This is a genomic window from Streptomyces sp. MB09-01 (assembly GCF_033794505.1).
Taxonomy (GTDB): Bacteria; Actinomycetota; Actinomycetes; order Streptomycetales; family Streptomycetaceae; genus Streptomyces.
Genome location: NZ_JARAYQ010000154.1, coordinates 1 through 20,686 on the forward strand (window position 1 = coordinate 1; position 20,686 = coordinate 20,686).

Annotated in this window: 22 protein-coding genes and 1 pseudogene; 11 read left to right on the plus strand and 12 right to left on the minus strand. The window is 71.3% G+C overall.

Annotated features, from left to right (window positions below):
* The 12 genes and pseudogenes from PV721_RS27665 to PV721_RS27720 all read right to left on the minus strand — a co-directional run.
* A pseudogene (locus PV721_RS27665) lies at window positions 1–426 on the minus strand (chromosome segregation protein ParM); the annotation flags it as partial.
* Window positions 427–509: 83 nt separating this feature from the next.
* On the minus strand, window positions 510–929 hold the full coding sequence (locus PV721_RS27670; protein ID WP_124291286.1) for a conjugal transfer protein TraB: 420 nt from the start codon (window positions 927–929) through the stop codon (window positions 510–512).
* 22 nt (window positions 930–951) lie between these two features.
* Entirely contained in the window at window positions 952–3,150 is a 2,199-nt protein-coding gene (locus tag PV721_RS27675) for an ATP/GTP-binding protein (protein WP_319728688.1), read from the minus strand.
* Between the two features lie 129 nt (window positions 3,151–3,279).
* Window positions 3,280–3,588: a hypothetical protein gene (locus PV721_RS27680; RefSeq protein WP_319728689.1), complete on the minus strand. Its 309-nt coding sequence runs from the start codon at window positions 3,586–3,588 to the stop codon at window positions 3,280–3,282.
* Window positions 3,585–4,061, minus strand: a complete 477-nt coding sequence (locus PV721_RS27685) for a hypothetical protein (protein WP_319728690.1) — start codon at window positions 4,059–4,061, stop codon at window positions 3,585–3,587. Before PV721_RS27685 ends, PV721_RS27680 begins: the two co-directional genes overlap by 4 nt.
* Window positions 4,062–4,274: 213 nt before the next feature.
* Complete coding sequence (locus PV721_RS27690) at window positions 4,275–6,851, minus strand: hypothetical protein (protein WP_319728691.1); 2,577 nt, start codon at window positions 6,849–6,851, stop codon at window positions 4,275–4,277.
* 139 nt (window positions 6,852–6,990) lie between these two features.
* Window positions 6,991–7,353, minus strand: coding sequence for a hypothetical protein (locus tag PV721_RS27695; protein WP_319728692.1), 363 nt, complete (start codon window positions 7,351–7,353; stop codon window positions 6,991–6,993).
* Between the two features lie 101 nt (window positions 7,354–7,454).
* On the minus strand, window positions 7,455–7,643 hold the full coding sequence (locus PV721_RS27700) for a DUF5999 family protein (protein WP_319728718.1): 189 nt from the start codon (window positions 7,641–7,643) through the stop codon (window positions 7,455–7,457).
* Window positions 7,644–7,860: 217 nt separating this feature from the next.
* The gene (locus PV721_RS27705) at window positions 7,861–8,046 is read right to left on the minus strand and encodes a hypothetical protein (protein WP_319728695.1); all 186 of its coding nucleotides are present in this window, start codon (window positions 8,044–8,046) and stop codon (window positions 7,861–7,863) included.
* Between the two features lie 137 nt (window positions 8,047–8,183).
* The gene (locus tag PV721_RS27710) at window positions 8,184–8,528 is read right to left on the minus strand and encodes a hypothetical protein (RefSeq protein WP_319728697.1); all 345 of its coding nucleotides are present in this window, start codon (window positions 8,526–8,528) and stop codon (window positions 8,184–8,186) included.
* Window positions 8,525–9,058, minus strand: coding sequence for a WhiB family transcriptional regulator (locus tag PV721_RS27715; protein WP_319728699.1), 534 nt, complete (start codon window positions 9,056–9,058; stop codon window positions 8,525–8,527). The genes PV721_RS27710 and PV721_RS27715 overlap by 4 nt, the downstream gene beginning before the upstream one ends.
* A 171-nt stretch (window positions 9,059–9,229) precedes the next feature.
* Window positions 9,230–10,039 carry a hypothetical protein gene (locus PV721_RS27720; protein WP_319728701.1) on the minus strand — a complete coding sequence of 270 codons (810 nt, stop codon included), beginning with the start codon at window positions 10,037–10,039 and terminating at the stop codon, window positions 9,230–9,232.
* Window positions 10,040–10,382: 343 nt separating this feature from the next.
* Here PV721_RS27720 and PV721_RS27725 point away from each other — a divergent pair, with 343 nt between their 5' ends.
* From PV721_RS27725 to PV721_RS27775, 11 genes are all read left to right on the plus strand, one after another.
* Window positions 10,383–11,141, plus strand: a complete 759-nt coding sequence (locus PV721_RS27725; protein ID WP_319728702.1) for a GntR family transcriptional regulator — start codon at window positions 10,383–10,385, stop codon at window positions 11,139–11,141.
* Window positions 11,138–11,842: an AAA family ATPase gene (locus tag PV721_RS27730; RefSeq protein ID WP_319728704.1), complete on the plus strand. Its 705-nt coding sequence runs from the start codon at window positions 11,138–11,140 to the stop codon at window positions 11,840–11,842. Before PV721_RS27725 ends, PV721_RS27730 begins: the two co-directional genes overlap by 4 nt.
* Before the next feature lie 124 nt (window positions 11,843–11,966).
* Window positions 11,967–13,400: a helix-turn-helix transcriptional regulator gene (locus PV721_RS27735; protein ID WP_319728706.1), complete on the plus strand. Its 1,434-nt coding sequence runs from the start codon at window positions 11,967–11,969 to the stop codon at window positions 13,398–13,400.
* The gene (locus tag PV721_RS27740) at window positions 13,393–14,085 is read left to right on the plus strand and encodes a RibD family protein (protein ID WP_319728708.1); all 693 of its coding nucleotides are present in this window, start codon (window positions 13,393–13,395) and stop codon (window positions 14,083–14,085) included. The genes PV721_RS27735 and PV721_RS27740 overlap by 8 nt, the downstream gene beginning before the upstream one ends.
* Window positions 14,085–14,558: a deaminase gene (locus tag PV721_RS27745; protein ID WP_319728709.1), complete on the plus strand. Its 474-nt coding sequence runs from the start codon at window positions 14,085–14,087 to the stop codon at window positions 14,556–14,558. The genes PV721_RS27740 and PV721_RS27745 overlap by 1 nt, the downstream gene beginning before the upstream one ends.
* A gap of 143 nt (window positions 14,559–14,701) precedes the next feature.
* Window positions 14,702–14,971 carry a helix-turn-helix transcriptional regulator gene (locus PV721_RS27750; protein ID WP_319728710.1) on the plus strand — a complete coding sequence of 90 codons (270 nt, stop codon included), beginning with the start codon at window positions 14,702–14,704 and terminating at the stop codon, window positions 14,969–14,971.
* A gap of 874 nt (window positions 14,972–15,845) precedes the next feature.
* Window positions 15,846–17,543, plus strand: a complete 1,698-nt coding sequence (locus tag PV721_RS27755) for a hypothetical protein (RefSeq protein ID WP_319728711.1) — start codon at window positions 15,846–15,848, stop codon at window positions 17,541–17,543.
* Window positions 17,543–18,577 (plus strand): DciA family protein, encoded by a 1,035-nt coding sequence (locus PV721_RS27760; protein ID WP_319728712.1) that lies wholly within the window; start codon window positions 17,543–17,545, stop codon window positions 18,575–18,577. The genes PV721_RS27755 and PV721_RS27760 overlap by 1 nt, the downstream gene beginning before the upstream one ends.
* Window positions 18,578–18,736: 159 nt before the next feature.
* Window positions 18,737–18,982, plus strand: coding sequence for a hypothetical protein (locus PV721_RS27765; RefSeq protein WP_319728714.1), 246 nt, complete (start codon window positions 18,737–18,739; stop codon window positions 18,980–18,982).
* A gap of 175 nt (window positions 18,983–19,157) precedes the next feature.
* The gene (locus PV721_RS27770; RefSeq protein ID WP_319728715.1) at window positions 19,158–19,898 is read left to right on the plus strand and encodes a hypothetical protein; all 741 of its coding nucleotides are present in this window, start codon (window positions 19,158–19,160) and stop codon (window positions 19,896–19,898) included.
* A gap of 101 nt (window positions 19,899–19,999) precedes the next feature.
* Complete coding sequence (locus tag PV721_RS27775) at window positions 20,000–20,446, plus strand: DUF6233 domain-containing protein (protein ID WP_319728716.1); 447 nt, start codon at window positions 20,000–20,002, stop codon at window positions 20,444–20,446.
* Window positions 20,447–20,686 lie beyond the last annotated feature (240 nt).

A 20,686-nucleotide genomic window follows, 5' to 3' on the forward strand; every position in this document is an offset into this window, starting at 1 on the left:
GTCCCGCCCTCGCCGCCCCGGCCCCGCAGCCGGCGCCCGCCGAAGTCCCCGCGCCGGTAGCCCCGGCGGGGCGGGACGGTGGCGGCGGCGGGCGTGCCGGGAGTACGGCATCACCAGCAGGCCAGCCGCCGCCCATCCGGCGGCGAGCAGTCCGTCGAGCCAGTACGGCCCCCAGCCGGTGGTGTTCTTGGCGGCGACATCGACGGCGGCGGCCAGGACCAGCGGGGTCCAGCGCAGGATCTTGCGTCCGGCGCCGGGCTCGTCGCTCTTGGCGGCGAGGATCCAGCCGCCGATCCCGGCGGCGCCGGCGAGCTGCACGACCTGGTTGACGGGGTTGTCGGGGTAGAGGTTGGGGGCCACGGCCAGCACGGGCGCGGCGAGGGTGTACGCGAGGCGTTCGAGCGCGACGCTGCGCGGCGTGGTCACCGGCTTCTCCTTCGGCGAATGAGTACGGGCGGCCCCGCGGTGTGCGGGGCCGCCCGTGGCGGGGTTGGGTGGGGGAGTGGGGGTCAGCGGTTGAAGAAGCCGGGGCGGGGCGTCTTCTCGGGCCGGTTGGAGCGGATGTCGTCCAGCGCGCCGTAGAGCTTGGAGTGGGTGCGCCGGGTCTCGTGGGTGAGGTCGGCGGTCTCCTGGGCGGTGTCGGACAGCCTGCGGACCTCCCGGGCCGCGCCGACCAGGGCGGTGGCCACGTTCGAGGTGAGGGTGATGAACTTCGGGTCCAGGCCGGCGTTCTCGATGGCGAGGTCGACGTCGTCGGTGTGGTCGGCGTTGGCCTGCATGCTGCGCTGCAGGCCCTCCAGCTCGAGGGTGGCGTCGTCCATGGCCTTGCCGAGCTTGTTCAGCTTGGCCTGCACGGCCTTGTACCGGTTGTCGCCGTCGGCCACGGCGGGCGCCGCACCACTGCTTCGGGGTGCGAGGTTGCTGCTCATCAGCGGATCTCCTCCAGGGTCTCTAGTCGTGGTGGACAGCGGCCGAGGCGTGCTTGAGGCCGGCGTCTTCCTTGGCGGCCATGTCCTCGCCGTAGACGCGGGCGACCATCGTGGCCGCGAGCTTGGCGGCCTCCTTGGCGATGCCGCACTGCTCGGCGCAGCGTTCGGCCTGCGACTTCATGCGGGCCGCGGAGTCCGCCAGGTACGCGATCAGGTCGGTCACGGCCGTGTCGATGTTGTGGTCGCCGACCAGGTCGGCGGCCATCTCCCGCAGGGCTTCGGCGACCTTGCCGAGGGCCTCCATCAGGGCCTCGGCGCGCTCCTGGTCGGAGGCGGCCTTGATGGCGATGTTCGCCATCTCCACCAGGTACTCGTCGAACGTGATGTCCGTCCGGTGCTGAGTGGCGAGGCCACCTCCACCGGACGGCCTGCTGACCTCCGCGCTGCCCATGCTGCTCCCTTCCGTGCTGGTCGGCCGGGTGGTTCCGGGCCGGGCGGTGTGCTTGTCCGGCGCGGGCGGCAGGCCCCGGGCGCCGGTCGTGACGGCCGCGGGGGTGTCGGGGACGATGTCCGCGTCGACGATGTCGTCCTCGCTCTTCGCGGGGCGCTCGGGCGGGCGGGTGTCGTGCTCGGGCCACTCCACCGTCGGGGTGGAGTCCTCCGCGCCGAACGGACTGTCCGCCGGACGGCCGCGCCGACCGGCACGACCTGTACGACCGCGTCCCGTACGACCGGTGCGACCGGTACGGCTGGTACGTCCGCGCCGTCCGGCCCGGCCCGTACCAGCGGCGCGCCGGAACCGGAACCGGCGACGCTTCTTCGCGCCGCCAGACGCCCCGTCACCGGCCGTTGAGCCGGTTCCCGGTGCATCACCCGCCGTGCCGTCCTTCGCGGCGCTGGAGGCCCCGTCGGGGGCGTCCTTGCCGGTGTCTGCGTCCTTGCCGTCGGCGCCCTTGGTCTTGTCCTTGTCCTTGGTCAGGTCGACCTTCTCGGTGCCGGCCGCCTTGGTGTCCTTCGCGTCCGCGGCGGCCTTCGCGTCGGCGCGGCGCTTGTCCCAGCGGCGCTGGGCTTCCTCGCCGACGGCCTGGCCCAGCGTGGTGCGGCCCGGGTCGGCCGACGCCGCGGCTTCCCGCTTCGCCTTCCGCGCCTCGGCCCGCTTTGCCTTCTTGGCCCGGCGGTCCTCCCACGCCTGCTGCTTCTGGGCGCGGGCCTGGTCGCGGTCCTTGGACCGGTCGGCGACACCGGCGGCGTGACCGGCGGTGCGCCGTTCCTGCCGCCCGGCCTGCCGGGTACCGGCTCGGTCCTGGCGGCCACGGGCCCGCTCGGCGCGGGCGCTGGACGCCGGGCCGCGCTCGCCCTTCGAGTCGCCGCCCCGGCCGGAGCTGCCAGAGCCCGCCTGAGAGCCTTTCGAGCCCCCGGACGACCCGTTGCGCCCGGAACCGGCTGCACGGCCGCCAGAGCCCCGTTCGGAGCCCTTCACGCCGCCCTTTCCGCCTCCGCCGCCCCCGGTCGCTCCGGAGCCCGAACGCCCGCCGGGGCCACCGGAGTTGGAGCCGCGAGAGGACCCGGGCCGGTTCGGCCCGGCACCGGAGTTGGTGCGGGACGCACCCGTGCCGCCTCCGCCGCGCGGGGACCCGCCCCCGCCGCCGGCCTTCGAGCGGCCCTTGTCCGCCCCCAGGCCCGAGCTGGACGACTTCGTGCGGTCAGCGTCGGCCTTTCCACGCGCCACCGCCTTGTCGCCCTTCGCTTTCATCATCGCGGCGTGGAGCTTTCCGTTCTGCTCCATCATCGCGACTTCCTGCGCGGTGCGACCCTCCAGCAACGCCGCCTTCCGCGCTATTTCAGCCTCGCGGAAAGGCGCTTCACTTTCGTGATTAGACCGCGCCATTTCCAGCCGGAATTCCAACCAGTCACCAAGACGGTCGGCTAGAGAACGGCTCTGCTCGTATTCGCCCGCCTCATATTCACCGCCGTCTCCGCAGGTTTCCGGTGCGGCAGTTCCTTCGGAGCGCAGCGCCAATGCCGGGTTCGGGGCTACCGGAATGGGCGGAAGTTCCATCGTCGTTTCCGCCGGGGTCTCCGGGGGAGCGGCCGGAATCTCTTCCGGCGGCGGAATGGTGTCGATGAAATCCGGGATCGGCGGCAGCGTGTAGGTGGAATCGCCGCTCCACGGACCGTGGACCAGGGTCCCGCCGCCGGCGTCGTCGGACTCGTCGGACACGGGGCACCTCCCTTCCTGGGGACTTGACAGACAGTGGGGCCTTGTGTGCACGCGCGTGCACGTGCACGTGTGCACGCTTTACGCGCGCGAGGCCCCGCCGGAGCCCGGCGGGACCTTCGTGGGTGACGGTCAGTTACGCGGGCCGTGCTGCTTCAGGACGGTGTCCGCGTACTGCATGAGGTGGTCGAACAGCCGCGGGTCGCCTGCCTGCCGCTTCTCCAGCACAAGCTTGAAGAGGCGGCAGACCAGTGTGAAAGCGGTGAGGACATCACCGCGACCGGCTTTGACTTCCCTGGCGATTTCAGTCCGGGTGACTCGGAGCCAGAATTCCATCCGGCCGGTCTCTCCGCGACTGTTGATCGCCTTGCGCTCTTCTTCCTGCAGCCAGCCGTTCCGCCCTTGAATGGAGCGTTCGGTGCTGCTGAGGGGGCGCGTCACGCCGACTCCCTCTTACCGAGGTCGTAAATCGACGTGGGGACACCATAGCCGGAATTCTCGCTCTGCGCACCCTGCTGCGGCGGGTTGGGGGCGGCCTGGAGGACCGGCGGGTTCTTCTTCCGCTGCTTTTCCAGCTCCTTTTCCTTCCTGTCCTTGGCCGTATTCACCACGGTCTCGTCGTGGGCGCGGCGCTTGTAGGCGCTCTTTTCCAGGCCCTCGGTGAGGTTGTTCAGGTTCCTGAGAACCTGCCCGAGGGCCTTTTCCACCGGCATCGCGCGCAGCCTGGCGTGGTACCAGCGGTCGCCCTCCACGTTCGTGCCGCGCAGGTGCACGCGGGTCTCGAGCGCGAGGGTCTCCAGGTTCTTGCCGATGTCCAGCAGGACCCGCTGAACGTCGGCCAGGTATCGGGCGGTTGCCTCCGGGTTCTGCGCAACGTCGCGGAGAGGGGAGTGGTTCGGGTCGTTGCTGTTCATGCGAGAAGACCTCCAGGTCTCGGGGGTTGGGGAGGGGGAGTCCGTCCCCGAGGCTGTTGCGCGGGGCTGGTGCATACGAGCGAGCCCGCGCCCCGCTCGGGCGGGGTGCGGGCGATCGACCTGCCGGCCGTGGCCGTCACCGGTCCGCGCTCGGGGTGCGAGCGCGGACCGGGGGCGACCATGTGCGGCAGGACGGTTGTGCGGGCGGTCCGGTCAGCGGACCGTGTGCTGCTTGAGGGCGACGGCGATCTGTCCGGCGCGGTCCGTGGCGATGGTGCCGCCCTCGGTCCGGACCGCCTTGGCGATGTTGGTCCGGTTCAGCGACTCGCCTTCGGTCCGGAGCCGGTCCAGCGCGGTCCGCTCCTGGTCCGTGAGCGTGATGACCGTGAGGTCCGGACCGCTGTCCTCGCCCCGGTCCGGACCGTCGACCGCGTCCGGTGCTTCCTGGTGGGCCGGGCCGGTGCGGTCCGGCTCCTGCGGTCCGGGACCGGCATCGACGGTCCGGACCGTCACCCCGCGCGCGGCCGATGTGCCCTGGGCGGCAGGCACGGTCCGGGACCCACGGTCCGGACCGGGTCCGGTCCGCAGGTCAGCGCCCTGCGGTCCGGCCGGACCGGCCTCCAGAGCGAGCGCCGGTCCGCCGGTCCGGTCCGTGGCTCCTGCGGTCCGGACCGGACCGTGGACCGCGTTCCGTTCGCCCGGACCGGACCGGACCGCGTACCCGCCATGCTGGACCGGGCGGACCGGAACCAGGCTGTCCAGCGGTCCGGGCCGGTCCGTGCGGGTCAGGGTGAGGACGGTGGGGATGGCGGCCGGTCCGTGGTCGTCGGCCGCGAGGCGGGGGACGACGACCCGGTGCCGGGCCAGACCGGTCCGGTCCGCCTTGCGGTCCGCGAGCTCGGCGGCGGCTGCGATCCAGGCCCGGTCCAGCGTGGTCAGGCGCGGGTCCGTGATCGCGAGCGACCATGCGGTCCAGCTGTGGACCGGGTAGCGGAACCAGCGGACCGCCCCGATCGACGGGCGGGCCTTGGCGACCTTGCCGTCCTCACGGAGCTTGCGGCGGTGGATCAGCGAGGCGTACAGCTCCCACAGCACCATCCCCACAATGCTCATGGCGGCGAACGCCACCGCCTTCGGGGTGAAGTGCCAGTAGGTGATCTGCTCCGTCCAGATCCCCGCCTTCGCGTCCCAGACCCGGCTGCCGGGCACCGGCTCACCGGAGGCGTGCCAGAAGTTCATGACCGCCGCCCCGAGGGCGAAGATCCATGTGCTGACGCGGTAGAGGGTTCCGGCGTCGCCTCCCTGGCGGGCCTGGTGGTACATCCAGCCCACGAACGCCGTCGACAGCTCCCAGGCGGCGGCGAACAGGATCGTGAACGGGACGACCCAGCCGAGGATGTCCTCGGCGAACCCGGCCTGGCCCGTCCACGCGACGGCCATCGGGGCGGTGATCGGTCCGATCACCATCAACCGCTCCGCGTTGACCTTCACGAACTGCTTCACGCGGTCGGACACGGCCGGCTTCCCGGCGCGGTCCGCGGCCCGCAGCTCCCGGAGCTTCGCCCTGCGGGCCTCCTTCGCGTCCCGGCGCTCCCCTTTCGCCTCGTGCTTGAGGCGCTTGCGCTCCAACGCCTGCTCCGTGCGGTTGGTGGCGCGCGCCATGCGCGCGCCAGCCTCGGCCACCATGTCGTCGGCGGCCTTCAGCGTGACCTGCGCGTCCGCTTCCCGCAGCCGGGCCTGCGCCAGCGCCTGCTCGGCTTCCTTCAGATCCGCGTCCCGCTTGGTGCGGGCTGCGGCCAGGATGCGGTCGGCCTCCTCGCGGGCGGTGCGGGTCAGACGCTCGGCGTCCTCGGCCGCCGTCGCCCGCAGCCGGCCGATGTCCTCCTTGGCCAGCGTCCGTGTACGCGCCGCGTCCGCACGGGACGCCTCCCGCTCGCGTGCAGCGTCCTCACGCAGCTCGGCAGCCGCCTTCTCCGCCCCGGCCTTCACCTGCGCGGCCTGGGCGCCCGAGCTCTCGCGCAGCCGCTCGGCCTCGCCCCGCGCCTGCGCCAGGAGCTGCTCGGCGTCGGTGGTAGCGCGGGTGCGGGTCTCCACCGCGGTGCGCTCCGCAGCCGCCAGCAGCTCGGTGCGCACCGTCTCCGCGTCGGCGAGGGCCTTCGCGGCACTCTGCGCGGCCTCGGTGCGGACCTGCTCCGCCTGCGCGGTCGCCGTGGCGGCGACCTCCTGCGCCTGGCGGTGGGCGTCGGCGAGCAGCTGCTCGGCAGCCGCGTTGGCACCGGCGAGGACCTGGTCGGCCTCCCCGGCCGCCGTCGCCGTGACGGCGTCGGCCTCCGTGCGTGCGTCGGCGAGCAGCTGCTCCGCCGTGGCTTCGGCGGCGGCGCGGACCTGGTCGGCGTCGGCGGCCGCGGTGGTGGCAGCCTCCGTGCGGACCCGGTCGGCGTCCGTCGCGGCGGCGGCCAGGAGGCGGGCCTGCTCCGCGTGGGCGGCCTCGGTGATCGAGGCCGCCTCGGTGCGCGCGCCGTCCAGCAGCTCGGTGGCGAGCACCTGGCCGTCGGCGAGGATGCGCGCGACGTCGTCGGCGGCCTGGTCCCGGAGGTCGGCGGCGCGGTCGGCGGCGTCGGTCAGGACCGGGTCGGCCTCCGGGAAGACCAGCGGCACCGTCTCCTCGGGGGCGGCGCCTTGGGCGGGAACGGAGGCTGGCGCCGGTGCCGGTGCCTTGGCGCGCCCGTTGCGGGGCTTCGGGTTCGCCGCGGGCTGGCGCCGGCGGCGGGTAGCGGGCTTGGTAGCCACGGAATGTCCTCTCTTCCGGGCGCCTCCGAGAAGGGGCACCGTGGATCTACGGCGGTGGGTAAGGTCGTCACCAGGCCCTCCGGGGCCCCGGCAGCTCAAATGCCGGGGACTCGGAGGGCCGTCTGCGTGGAACAGGCGGTCAGCGCTGGGCGGGCAGTTCCGGTCGGCGGTTGGCCGTCGCGGCCTGCTGGGTGAGCCAGGCCATGGCGGCCGCCGTCATGTCGTCGACCGTGTCGGTGTTCAGCGGGGCGGTGTCGATGTCGCGCATCGCGTCGATGGCCGGCAGCAGCCTCATGTAGTCGGGGCTCGCGGCGGTGATCTGGCGGCCCGAGGGCAGCGGGGTCAGGTCGTAGGTGGTGCCGCCCACGCAGATCCGCTCGACGCGGCAGACGAAGGTGTGGCCCTCCTGCCCGGTCCAGAACATCTCCGGGTTGCGGTAGAGGACGTATTGCCCCCGCTTGTAGGTGGTCGCGGGGGCGGTGCTCTGGGTGATGTCGGGCACGGCAACTCCTCGTTCCTGGTGGTCCGGGCTGTCCGGCTCCCCGTCACCGCCCGTCCCGGCCGCCAGAGGTTCGGCGTCGGTGCGGGCGGATCAGGCAGCCGTCAGACCGCGGCGAGGGGGCGGTGCGGGGCGATGATCTGGCCGTCGGGCAGCAGCTCACCGGTGTCCTCGAACACCAGAACGGTGTTGCACAGGAGCGCCCAGCCCTGCTCGGGGTGGGCGGCGATGGTGTGCGCGGCCTCGCGGTCGGGGCTGTCGGCGGTCGGGCACGTCGGCCGGTGCGTGCACAGGGACTCCGGCATCCGGTTGCCGGTCGGGGTCGTCGCGGTGTGGCGCTTGGTGCTGCTGCGCTGCATGAGGCTCTCCTGGCGAGTGGCGGGCCCGAGACTCTCCCGGACCGAAGGCACGTGAAAGGGCGGCATCCCTGGAGGCGGGCGGCCGATACGCGGCGGGCCAGGGCTGCGGTCGAGAATCTGACTTCCGGGCCCGTCAGGCGACACCGGGTGATCAGCTCTTGCCGCGCCGGGCGAGGGGCGGGTGGATGTCGGTGACGCGGTGGCCGGCGTCCCAGGCAGCCACCGCGGTGAGCACGGCGGCCGCCAGGAGCGCCTGGGTGCGGGGGTGGGTCAGGCCGCGCGCGGCGATGGCCCGTACCGCGTGGTGCTGGGCGGTTCGGGCGGCCGGTATGTGCAAGCGGTCCTACTCCTTCTCGGGCTGCGGCTGCGGCGGCGTCCCGCAGGTGCAGGGATCGTGCCGGATCGACTGGTACGGCTGGCCGTCCGCACCGGTGGAGTTCACGGTGACCAGGGTCGGCGGGTGGCCGCAGCCGCTCACCGGACCGTGCCCGTCGCGCTCGGCGACGGGGCGGGGACGGCGGCGTTCTGGCCGCAGCGGCAGGTCCACCAACCGCACAGCACGCAGGCGTCCTCCGCAGCCCTGAACGACAGCGTGTTGAAGGAGAGCAACGGGGGGCGGATGTAGCCGGGCGCCATCTCGGTGAGGGTTCGCCGGGCACGGCGCTCGGCGGGGATCCGGGCGTCGTCCGTATCGGCCATGGCCAGTAGAGCCTGACCGAGCTGGTGGTACGCGTCGTCGTCCCGCTCGAGACCCTTGTTGTCGTCCTCGCGGCGGATGTCGTCGATCTTTCCGGCGCGCGGGGTCAGGGTGGCGGTCATGCCGCGACCTCCCAACCGGTACGGGCGCGGCGGGCGGTGCGCACCACCGCCAGCTTGGCGGCGAGCTCAGCAATCCGCTCGTTCTGCTGCCGCAGGAGTACGGCCTGGTGCGGCATGCCGCCGCTCCTGGTCGGCATCCTGCGGGCCTCGCGGCCCAGCTCCACGGCGAGGTCCGTGAGCTTGTTCCACTCCTGGTCGCTGGCCTCGTCGGCGGTGATCGCGGCGGCGAGGCGCTGGGCCTGGAGCTCGCGGAGGGCGGCCAGCTCGTAGCCGGAGCGGCCGCCGCGGACCAGGTCGTCGACGCGGTCATTGCCGTCGCCGTCGCGCAGGGCCAGCTCCTCGCAGGCCGTGCGGACGGGGCAGCCGTGGCAGAAGGCGATCGCCTCGGCGCGCTGCGCCTGCCAGGTTGCCGGCTGCTCGCCGTCGGCCCGGAAGAAGAGGTCGGGGTCGGCCTGGACACACTTGGAGCTGGCGTCGATCGCGGCCTGGAGTACCGGGCGCCGCATCCGGCGGGCCTGAGTGGATGTCATCCTGTGCATGTGCGTCTTCCCTTTCCGGAGGGTGACTGCAGAGACGAACCCCCGGGCTTAGGCCCCCGGGGGTTCGTCGTTTCCTGGCTGCTGTACGAGCAACCACGGCCCCGGCCGCCCCCGGTGGATGCGGGGCGGCCGGGGCCGTGGGCGATCGTCGCGGTGTTCGGGTCAGGCGGCTGCCGTAACCGAGCCCTTCCGCGTGTACTGCTTGCCGAGCTCGGCCTGGCGTCGGTCGTGCGCCGCCGGGTCCTGCGGTGCCAGCGGGAGCTCGGGGCCGCGGAATTCGGAGAGCGAACCCGCGATGCGCTCCGCGCAGCGGTTGTTCGCCGTCTCGACCGCCCCGCCGCCGTGCTTGGCCCACTGCGCCTTACGGACGGCCGGCGCCGTCTGCTTCCGCACGGTGCGGCGCTCCTGGCGCTCCTGCTCCTCGCAAGCCTCGCGGCGGGCGGGCTCCAGGTTGAGGGCGAGGACGTAGCGGCGGGCGAGGATGCCGCCGTCCGTGCAGTGCTGGCCCTTGACGCACCGCGTGCAGCCCTTGCGGTGGGCGAGGTAAGACTGGCGGGCCGTCTCCAGCGTGACCTCCGCCGTGATCCGGGAGACCGGAGCGGCCGGGGCCGGGATCGGCTTGTAGAACTGCTGGGCGGCGCGCCGGTTGTCCTGCGGCATCGCGTCGCGCAGCAGGCGGTTTTGCCGGGCCTGCCAGCGCTGTACGTCGATGTCGATGACGACGACCTGGTCGGTGCCGGGGCAGAGGGTGTGCTTCTCGCCCTCGGCGACCTTGTCGGAGATGCAGTGCTCGCGGATCTTGAGGACCGTGTCGCCCATGATTCGGCGCCAGGTGCGGCAGTCGGGGCAGGCGATCGACTTGGTCTCGCCGGGTCGGACGTTGAAGTCCTCCGGGGCCATGGTGCTGAGCAGCAGCGGCGCACGGCGGTTGGTGTGCTTGGTCCGGACGCGGCCGGGACGCTTGCGGGGCATCGAATCCTCCTGATGTGGGATCGGGCGCGGGTGCTGCCTTCTCTGCCGCGCCAGGCCGGCCTTTCGGCGGGTTGGTCCTGGCGGACAGACAGCGCAGCAGCGCCGTTCGAGGTGGATCAGGTGGAGCTATTCGGTACAGGCGCCTCGGCCGGAGGAGCTCGGCTCACCCCACTGCCTCCCGCCCCGAAGGGCGGTGACTCCCGCTGTTCTGCGGTAGTGCTGCTTACTCGGTGCTCCCGTGGGATCACCGTCGTTGCACATACCTGAGGTTGCCTCAGGTAGCCTCAGGTGTCAAGCGGTATAGTGAGGCACCTAGGCGAAAATCGAAGGAGGCGATGACGACATGCCAGGGCAGCCCCGAGCGGACAACAGGCCGCCGTACGCGCGCATCGCGGCTCACTACCGCGCCCTGATCGACTCGGAGGAACTCGCGGCCGGAGACCTGCTGCCGAGCATCCGTGCCCTGGCCGACCAGTGGAACGTCAGCACCGCAACAGCCGACCGAGCCATGAAGCTGCTGCGCGACGAGAAGCTGGTCAACGGCATCCCGGGGGTCGGCACCGAAGTGGTGGGCCGCCCCGTGCCGCTCGCCTCCGGATCGGAGCGCCATGATCGCAGCAGCAAAACTCAGTCCTCGTGGGGCGTTGGCGAGAAGTCCTCCGGCCACACCGCGGGCATACTGGCAGCGCCCGAGGACGTCGCGTACGCGCTCGGTATCGATCCTGGTGACGACGTGATCCGCCGCAGCCGCGTCTACCGGGATGCTCATGGGATCGTCGCCCACTCGACGTCCTGGATCCCGGCAGAATTTGCCCGAGCCCTGCCCGAGCTGGCGAAGAGCGAGCGTCTCAAGGGCGGGCTGTCGCTGGACCTGATCGCTGAAGCCACCGGACGGCAGGTCACGCACCGCGTGGATGAAGAGACCGCTCGCATCGCCACGCCAGAGGACCTGGAGCTCTTGGAGCTGGAGACCGGCACCGTCGCGGCGATCCTGGTGCTGACAGCAAGGTTCCTGGATGCCGACGAGCAAGTCTTGGAGTACGGCGTCGACCTGGGCGCGCCCGGCCGTACTCGGCGCTCTACGTCGGAGGTGTTGCGGTGACCATCCACGATGAGGTTCTTCTGGACGACACGCTCGCGAACTGCCTGGACGCGCGCCTCGAAGACCTCCTCCGGGCCGCGCACGCCGACACCTTGCCCCTGGAAGGACGATTCGAGATCAGCCGCATCACCGCCGCCCTGTCCGGCCGCCTGGGACCCACACCTCGCGGGATCCTCATGGCTGGGATGCCCGGCGCGGGCAAAACGACTTTGGCCCGAGCCTTTGAGCAGGCCGGCTACCGGCGGCTCTGCCCCGACGAGGAGATGTTCAGGCGATACGGGCACTACGGGCGCGACTTCCCCCGCGGCGAGTTTCGCGTCCGAGAGGCGCCTGTCCTTCAGGACATCGCTCTCGAGCTCCAGGAACTCTTGGCGGCCGGCCACGACGTCGTGGTGGATCACGGATTCTGGACGCCTGAGGACCGTGGTCTGTGGGCAGCAACGGTGAGGGAGGCTGGCGGCACGCCCGTCCTGATCTACCTGCCCGTACCCCACGAAGTGCGCTGGGGACGGATAAGGGAGCGGAACGCCCACGCGCTCGTCGACGCCAACAGCATTGAGTTCAGCGAGGAAGACCTGCGGCGGTTCGAAGGGCGCTTCCACGCACCGGCCGCCGACGAACAGCACATCGTGTACGACGGGGACCCGGGCAACGTGTTGTCCACGATCGAGGCCAAGACGGGCAAGAACGAAACCCACTGAACCACACCTCCCGCATCTAGGCCGACCTGCACCTTTCGGTTCTAGCGGCGGGTGATTCGCAAATTCCAGATCTGACATGTGGCCAGGCGAACTGGCCACATGGACCACGGGATTGGGGGGCGAGATGGCGCAGAAGGCGAACGAGCTGACGCCCTGGGTGTCGCCTCTGCATAACTGGGGCTACGAGCTCCGGGAGCTCCGTACGAGCCGGGGGCTCAGTCTTCGCACGCTGGCGAAGCGGGCCCTGCTCGACCACAGCCACCTGGGTCGATTCGAGCGGGCCGAGCGGATGCCCGACCGCGACCAAGCTGCCCGACTGGACGAGGCACTCGGCGCGGGCGGCATGCTGTTCCGCCTGTGGGAGCGGATCGGGGACAACCGTGGCCATGTGGCCAATCCCCCCGTTCATGTGGCCAAGTCGTCGGCAGCACTGGCCCTGACCCTGCCGGAGCAGGCAGCGTCGGACGAGGAGGGGATCTCTGTCCCCTGTCGTTTACGAGATGGGTCGGTGGTGTGGGTGGCTCTCGATCGGCGTGCTCTCCTGCGGAGCGGGGTGGGGCTCGGAGCCGTGGCTGCGCTGGGTGCAGGCTCCCCCGCAGCGGCGGACTCGGGTGTGGTCCCGGGTCTGGTGAGCAATGCGCGGACCACCTCCGCGTACGGGTCAACCCCGATAGAGCACCTGCGGCGCACTCGCAGGCTGCTGATCGAAAGTGACAACCTGCTCGGCCCCCGCCAGGCCATCACGGCCACGCGCGAGTACATCGACGTCATCAAGCAGCTTCGCCAGGACGCCAAGGGCAGCGATCGGCAGGACCTGATGGAGCTCCAGACGCAGTACGGCGAGTTCCTGTCCTGGCTCTACCAGGACCTCGGAGACAACGCGAAAGCCCAGTTCTGGCTGGACCGTGCCTTCCAGTGGTCGCACACCGTCGGCGACGTCGACCTCACTTCCTACGTGATGGCGCGCAAGGCGCAGCTCGCTGGGGACATGGCCGATCTCGTGGACGTCGTGGACCTGGCCGAGGCCGCGCAGCGCATGGCGCGGCCGCGCAGCCGGCTGGCCGCCGTGGCCCGCACCTACGAGGCATACGGGCACGCGCTTCGGGGGGAATCCTCCGAGAGCGAGCGGGCCATCGACCACGTACGGAATGCACTCGATGGCGTCGCCGCAGACCCCTCTCCCTGGGGCGTCTGGCTCAACGCCTCGTACGTCGAGGTCCACCGCGCCCAGGGCCTGGAGGCCCTCGGCAAGCACGACGAGGCCGCCGACGCATTCGGCGGCGCCATCCGGCTGCTCCCCGACGGATACCACCGCGACCGCGGCGTCTACATGGCGCGGCAGGCGGTGTCCCTCGCCGGCGCCCGGGCACCTGAGCAGGCCGCCGCGATCGGGATGCACGCGCTGACCGTGGCGCAGGGCACCGGCTCCGGCCGGATCGTGAACGAGCTCGCCCGCCTGGACAGGGCACTCGTGCCTTGGCAGCGCCTGCCGGAGGTCGCGGAATTCCGCGGCGCTTTCGACGGAACCCTTCTCCACGAATCAGAAATGGATGCCTGAACAGATGACCGCCCGCCCGTACGTATTGCTGTCCGCCGCCACCAGCGTCGACGGATACCTGGACGACACGAACTCCGATCGGCTACTTCTCTCCAACACCGCCGATTTCGACCGCGTGGACGAGGTACGCGCCTCTGTCGACGCGATCCTGATCGGCGCGACGACGATGCGTAAGGACAACCCGCGTCTCCTGGTCAACTCCGAAGAGCGTCGCGCAAAACGGATTGCCGAGGGGCGGCCGGAGTACCCGCTGAAGGTCACGGTCACCGCGAGCGGCAATCTGGACGCCGACCTCAAGTTCTGGCACCACGGAGGCCAGAAGCTCGTATTCACCGTGGACTCCGCCGTCGACAAGGTGAAGGTCACACTCGGCGAGCTGGCCGACGTCGTCAGCGTCGGAGCTGACCTGGACTGGGGCCTGGTCCTCGACGAGCTCGGCCGCCGTGGAATCGGCCGGCTCATGGTCGAGGGTGGCGGCACGATCCACACCCAGCTCATGTCTCAGGACCTCGCCGACGAGCTCCACCTCGTCGTTGCCCCGCTCCTGGTAGGCCAGGCCGACGCCCCGAAGTTCCTGGGCACCGCGGCCTACCCGGGCGGATCGACCGCCCGGATGCAGCTGCTGGAGGCCCGCGCGATCGGCGACGTCGTGTTTCTCCGCTACGCCCCGAAGGGACGCGCCTGATGAACGGCACCTCCGCCGCGCACGAGCGAGACCTGTACTGGATGCGCCGGGCAATCGACCTCTCGAAGCTGTGCCCGGTCTCTGAGGGCGCGTACTCGGTAGGCGCGGTCATCATCGGAGCCGACGGGACCGAGCTGTCGTTCGGATACAGCCGGGAGAACGACGAGCACGTCCACGCGGAGGAGTCGGCGCTGGCAAAGCTGGCGCAGGGGGACCCTCGACTTGCTGGGGCCACGATTTACAGCACGCTGGAGCCCTGCTCTCAGCGGCGGTCACGGCCCACCCCGTGCGCGCAGCTCATCCTGGTGTCCGGCCTTCGCCGAGTTGTGGTGGCCTGGCGCGAGCCGAGTCTGTTCGTGAACGACTGCGTCGGCATCGAGCTGCTCGCCGAAGCAGGGGTGCCGGTGATTGAGCTTCCGGAGCTCGCAGATTCCGCCCGGTCGGTGAACAAGCATCTGCCTGGCATCACCTGAGGCTCACTCAGGCTAGGTTCCCGTGTGGGGGAGTCGGGTGGGGGCGGTCAGCAGCTCGGGGGCAAGGCACCCGCGTTTGCGGTACCGAAGATCGCCAGGAGCATGTATCTTTTGGGGAATGTTTCCCACGGATGGAGGTTCCGATGTCTGATCCGCTGAGGCGAATTGACGCCCTGGTGGAGGAAGACACGCTCCCGACGCCCCAGGTCCGACAGCAGCTTCGACTCGCTGCCGGCCTGACCCAGGCCGAGGTCGCGGAGGCCATCGGCGTGAAACGTCTCGCGGTCGCGCGGTGGGAGGCAGGGGTGACCCAGCCCCACCGCGGGAATCGCCGCGCGTACGCGCATCTCCTCCGGCGGCTGGCCGCAAAGCATCCGGCCGCCGCAGTCGAAGAGGTGCCGGATGAGGAATAGCCTCGCGCTTCTGGCCGCACCCGGGCATGCCGACGCCACCTTCGGATTCGAGGGGGTCGGGATGACCTAGGTCATCGGCCGCGCGCGCCACGAGTGGACGGCAATCCACTGCAGCCGCGCGGCCCGTCTCGCCGACCAGACTCACCGTCCAGGTCGGCCGCCCAGTCCCCGGAATTGGCACCGGTTCTGGGCTCCAGCTCATCGAGCTGGATCTCTTCTCGCAATACCCCGCTTTGGCAAGCGGGCCTAGCTACACCCCGGTCGCCCTTTGGCAAGGCGACCACCTCGGTTCTCCAGGGGCCCCTTTGGCAGGGGGCCTCTGTTGAGCCGCTACTTCACCCCGGGTTCCGGCGGCTTTGGCAGGCCGTCGGGCTCGGGGCTCCATCCGTACAGAGCGCTCGGCTGCGGTCGGGTCCCTTTGCAGGGGCTTGGCCGCGGTCGGGGCGATCTATATGAAGGTTGGTGTCCCCGTCATAGTGCACGATCTCGTGTCTCCTGAAAAGCCGACCAGTGCCCGTTTCGCCTCATTTGGGGCGTTGTCGCGCCTATGCTTGATCGGATTCACAGGACCTCGCGACAATCAGCGAACCCGGTTCGCGGTTGTCTCTCTGTTGAAGCGCATCCCTTCTGGCGGGACGCGTTTCAAGATTTCTGCCCGTCCCGCGGGAGGAACGAGGGGCGTAGCCGCTGCTCGTCCCTTGTCCACAGGGGTCCTGCGCGAGGCTGCCGGGATGATCTACATCTCGCACCTTCGGGTGTGCCAGTGAACGCCGTGGCGGCGTCGGCCGCTGTGATGATCCCCGCCCCGCGCTCGTCGATGTCTTCTGCCGTGGCCGAGGCCGTGCCAGTGCGTCGGCAGCGGGTGCGGGTCCCGATGCGGCTGGTGTCGTCGTCGTTCTACTCGGACGTCGCGCTGTCGGTGTACGTGAAGGTGGCGGCGCTGGCGGCTCGACCGGAGGGGTGTGAGGCGCGGTCGGTGAGGATCGCCTCGTACCTGGGGCTGTCGATGGCGTCGGTGGAGCGCGGGATGAAGGAGCTGACCCGTCCGGGGCCGGACGGGGTCGTGGAGCTGCGGTCGGTCCGCCGGACCCTGCCGGGCGGCAAAGGTCAGTCCGCGCTGCGGACGGTGCGGCAGATGACGCGGACGGAGAAGTTCGTGTGGCTGCCGGTGGCGGCTTCGGAGGACCTCACGCCCCGGCAGCTGCGCGCGTACGCGGTCATCGTGTTCGCGGAGAAGATGGGCATCGCTCTGACCGAGGGGGAGCTGGCGGGATACCTGCGCCACCGCTCGGGCAAGAAGGCTGGCCAGCCCATCACGGCGGCGGCGGCCGGTGAGGTCGTCGACGGTGTGGAGGCGGCGCGATGGGTGACGGTGCAGCGGCGTGCGGGCGCGCAGGGCCGTCACCGCTACATCGCCCACGACATCGCCCCCGAGGCCGTCGTCAGCGGCGGCGAGCCGGTCGCGGACTCGGCGCTGAAGGAGGTCCAGGAGCGCGCGGACCAGCCTGTGGAAGGTGTGCCTGACGGGACAGCATGTCTGTTGGTTGGTGAGGGATCGGGTGTGCGGGTTGGTGAGGGATCCCTCACGAATAAGGAACTACCTAAGACTGACTCACCTGATGACGAGCGTGCACTCATCTCACCCGCCGTAGGCGAGGTACAGGTAGTTGAGGGCGCTGAGCGTGTGGAAAACCAGGCTGACGCTGCGGCGCGTTCAGAAGGCGAGGGTGATGTCGCGCTGCGCGCGGGTGAGATCAGCCAGCCCTCCTCGAAGCCGAACGGCGAAAAACGCAGCAGCAAGGGTCGGGGGTCGTCCCGGTCGGCCTACACCGGACCGCAGCTGGCCATGAGCCCGGAGATCTACTCCGTGCTGGAGCCGGTCCACGTGCTGCTGGAGCGTGTGACCAACGACTTCGTCGTCCGGAAGATCGCCCGCGAGGTGGGCAGGCAGCTGCGCGAGGGAACCGTTGCAGACCGTCTCCACCACCGGCTCACGGCCCGCTTGGCCAAGGTGATGATCTCCGACATTCGCGACCCGGGCCGGTGGCTGCTCGGGGTGGCCCTGCCCCGCTGGGGCTGCGGCCACCAGGACTGCGAGGCCGGGATCATCTGGCGGACCGGCGCGGCCTGCGAGCTGTGCGCCGAGACCGTCCAGGACCGGTACGCCGCCCGCCAGCGCGAGCAGCGCCTGAAGGAGGGCCTGTGCCTCCAGCACGGTACCCGGCCCGGCCCGTCCGGGCACTGCGCCGACTGCGAGCTGGAGGCCGCCATGCGGCGCCCGGCGCGGGTTCCGGCTCCCCGGGATCCCGCAGGCCCGCAGCGCTCTTCGTGCGGCGGCTGTGGATGCGTGATCTTCCTGACCGGCCGGGCCGTCGACACCGGCCTGTGCAAGCTCTGCCGCGAGGAGGCCGACGCCCTGGCCGCCGTCGAGCCCGCGGCTCCCTCTGCGCCGTCGGTGCTGGGGACCTGCTCCGGCCGCGACGGTGAGACGCTCTGTACCCGCAGGGCCTTGCCGACCCGCAGCGTCTGCCTCACCCACCGCACCCAGGAGCTCGCCGGGGAGGTGGCGTGATGAGCCAGACCCCCCAGCCCAGCGGTGTGGACCTGGCCCACGTCGCCCTGCAGGTAGCGCGGGAGGCCGCTAAGAAGACCGGCGCCCGAACGGCGAAGAGCAAGCCGCGGGTGACCCGGACGGTCCGGCGCGACGGCCGCGCCCCCATGCGCCTCGGCGAGGCGTTCACGGCGCTCATGGCCGAACGCGGCTGGGACATCCCGGCGGCCGGCGCCGGCCTGTGCGAGCGCTGGGCGGCCCTCGCCCCCGACCTCGCCGACCACGTCGCGGCGGTGGGCTACGACGCGGAGCGCGGGGAGTTGACGCTGCGCCCGGACTCTACGACCTGGGCGACGAAGGTCCGCCTGGAGGCGTCGCGGATCGTCGCCGATGCCAACCGTTCCGCGCGCACCGACGCGGTCCGTACGGTCCGCGTGCTGTCACCCGGTGCCCTGCCCGCGCCCAGCACGGCCGCCGACCCGGACCCGGTGAGGACCCCGGTCCCGCAGGGGCCGGTGCGTACTCGCGAGGCGGCGGCGGCCGGCTACCGCCGTGCACTCGAATCCCACCAGCAGGTTCACACGCGGCGGGAACTGGACCCGGCCATCACGGACGCCGTCGAGCGGCAAAACCGGGTGCTGCGGGAGGCGAGCCGTTGCGCCTTCCCCGAGGCGGAAGCGGCCCGTGACGACCAGCCGACACCGATTGACGCCGCCCTTGCTCAGCGGCGCCGTGACGCCGACGCCGTACGCCTGCGGGCGCTCCACCAGGCCCGAGCCGAGCGCCCAGCGGTCCGGGGCAGCGGTCATGCTCCCGCAGGCCGCTCCGCTGCGGTCCTCCGCCTGATCCGGGTTCGAGCCGCACTGTCAGTGGGGTGCCTTACAGTCGGCTACGGCTCTTCATCCACGGGTAGTTGGGAGGAGGTTCAGCATGCAGGTGGAGGTTTTCCGGGCTTACCGGTTCGCGCTGGATCAAGCCCCACTCTTCTAGACCTCACTGGTCACGAAGGATGCGGTCCATGCGGGTACGGACGACCCCACGGCCACCACAGCTGACCGATGGCTACGGCCACATGATTACGAAGCTCCGCCAACGGTGGCCGCGGCCACCCCCGCAGTACGGCCCCGGTTCAGCCCCGGACTGAGCCCTACGAGCAGCCCGCGGGCTACCTGGAGGCCATCGCCCAGCACCGTGCCCACCTTCGCAGCGGCCCCGTGGACGCCCGGATCGCCCAAGCCGCACGCGAGCAGATCCGTACCCGGATCCTCGAGCCCGAGACCGCGTTCGCCCAGGGGCAGGCCGAGGCCCAGCGCCTTCGCGAGCAGACTGAACGGGATCGGAGCAGGGGAACCGCGGAAGCCCGCGCCCTGGCCCGGGCCCGCGTCGAGAAGGCCGGCCTCACCCACCTCCCGCGCCAGGCCACGGCAGCCGCGCCCGAACTCCTCCACCGCACCGCTTGAACACCGTGGCCACTTCCAGAGCCGATCGGCAACCCCTACCCGCCACGTTCCGGTGCGCACCCGGGAGACCAGGTCGGGCGGCTTCCGCTGGGTGCTCGCCACTCTCCAAACCCCCGGATCCTCAGCTCCCGCCGTGGCGGTCCGGTCTCGAGTGAGCAGGCAGAATCAGCGGGGTATGGATTCGATACCTCTTCCCGTGCCTGTGGCGGCCGGTCCGGGGCCTGCGGGCCGGGGCCGCAGGAAGCCGATCCGGTCGCGGGTCCGGCACGGCAGCCCCTCGTGCGCCGACTACGGCTGCACGCGCCCCGAGTGCATAGCCGCAGCCCGTCGGGACCGTGCCCGGCGTACCAGTGAGCTGAAGGCCGGTCGGCCCGCCCGGGTCTCCTCTGCCGAGGCCAGTGCCCGCGTCCACCAGCTGCAGGCGACGGGCCTATCGGCTGCGGACATCGCCGAGATCTCGGGCGTCGCCGTCACCCTCATACGGCGCCTGCTCCGCCCGGCTGGCAAGCAGCCGGCCCGCATTCACCGGGCCACAGCCGACGCCATCCTCGGCATCCCCCCGACCAGCGTCTTCCGCCGCGATCGCCTCCTGCCGGGGCTCACCGATGCGGACAGGGCCGCCACTAGCCTGCAGGACCTGGCCGAACGCGGTTGGCCGACCAGCTTCCTGGCCACCGAGCTGGACACCAGCACGCACACGGTCGCGGCGATCCGCAGCCGGGAACGCCGCCGCATCACCCTCGACCTGGACCGCAAAATCGGACAGCTTGCCGCAGTCCTGTTCGCGAGCCAGCCAGCGCCTCACGGCATCGCGGCCCACAGGAGCCGCCGGGCGAGAACCGCTGCTCTGCAACGAGCCCCGCTGGTGCGGCCCCGGGACCCCGACATGGTGCGTCAGCCGAAATGGGTGCCTTGATCGGCTCGTCCGGCAGCGCTGCGATCCCGTCCAGTGCGGGGCTGAGAGCGCGACCCTGTGGGTCCGCCTGGAGAATCCGGTGATGAGGAGAAAGGAGGAGGATGGTGGGAGCCGGTGCGCGGGTGATCGCGGTCATGCCCGACGGGCAGGAACTGCGGGCTTCCCTGTATGAGCGGCGTCGGACTTCGGCGGGCTGGGAGTACCGGATCGGGGTCACCGTCTGGGGAACAGGGAGCGGGGGTCGTCCGGCGCCGGTCGAGCACCGCGTGTGGCTGGGAGCCAGCCATGTGCGTCCCCTCGAGGGCGGCGACTACAACAGGGTGCCGACCCGGCCGGCCAGCACGCCCGCTGCCTTCGCCGGTGGCCGGCAGGCGTGGACGGTGCAGCAACTGCCCCACCGGCCCGGCCGCCCCGGAGCGACCCTGATCCACGTCATCGGATGCCAGCCCGGCGGAACACCCCTCGACCTCGACCAGACCCTCGACGCCCTCAAGCAGCCGCGCGCCGTCACCTGCCTCGAATGCAGCGCCGCCTCCTCCCTTCCCTGACGCCAGAGTTGGCAGACGCCACTGGCGGGCAACGGAGTGCGGGCCTCGGCACCCTTGTGGATGCCGAGGCCCGGATGCGGTCCGGCTGTACCCAGAGCGCGGGAAACCGGTCCTGGCCCGCGCACCCATATCGGCGCGGACTGATCATGAACCTAGTCGGGCTGGCACCACGCTGTACTCCGGAAGGGAAAAGGCGGGCCTCGCCTACCGGGGGCCGGCCTCGGGGGACGGTGCGGGCAG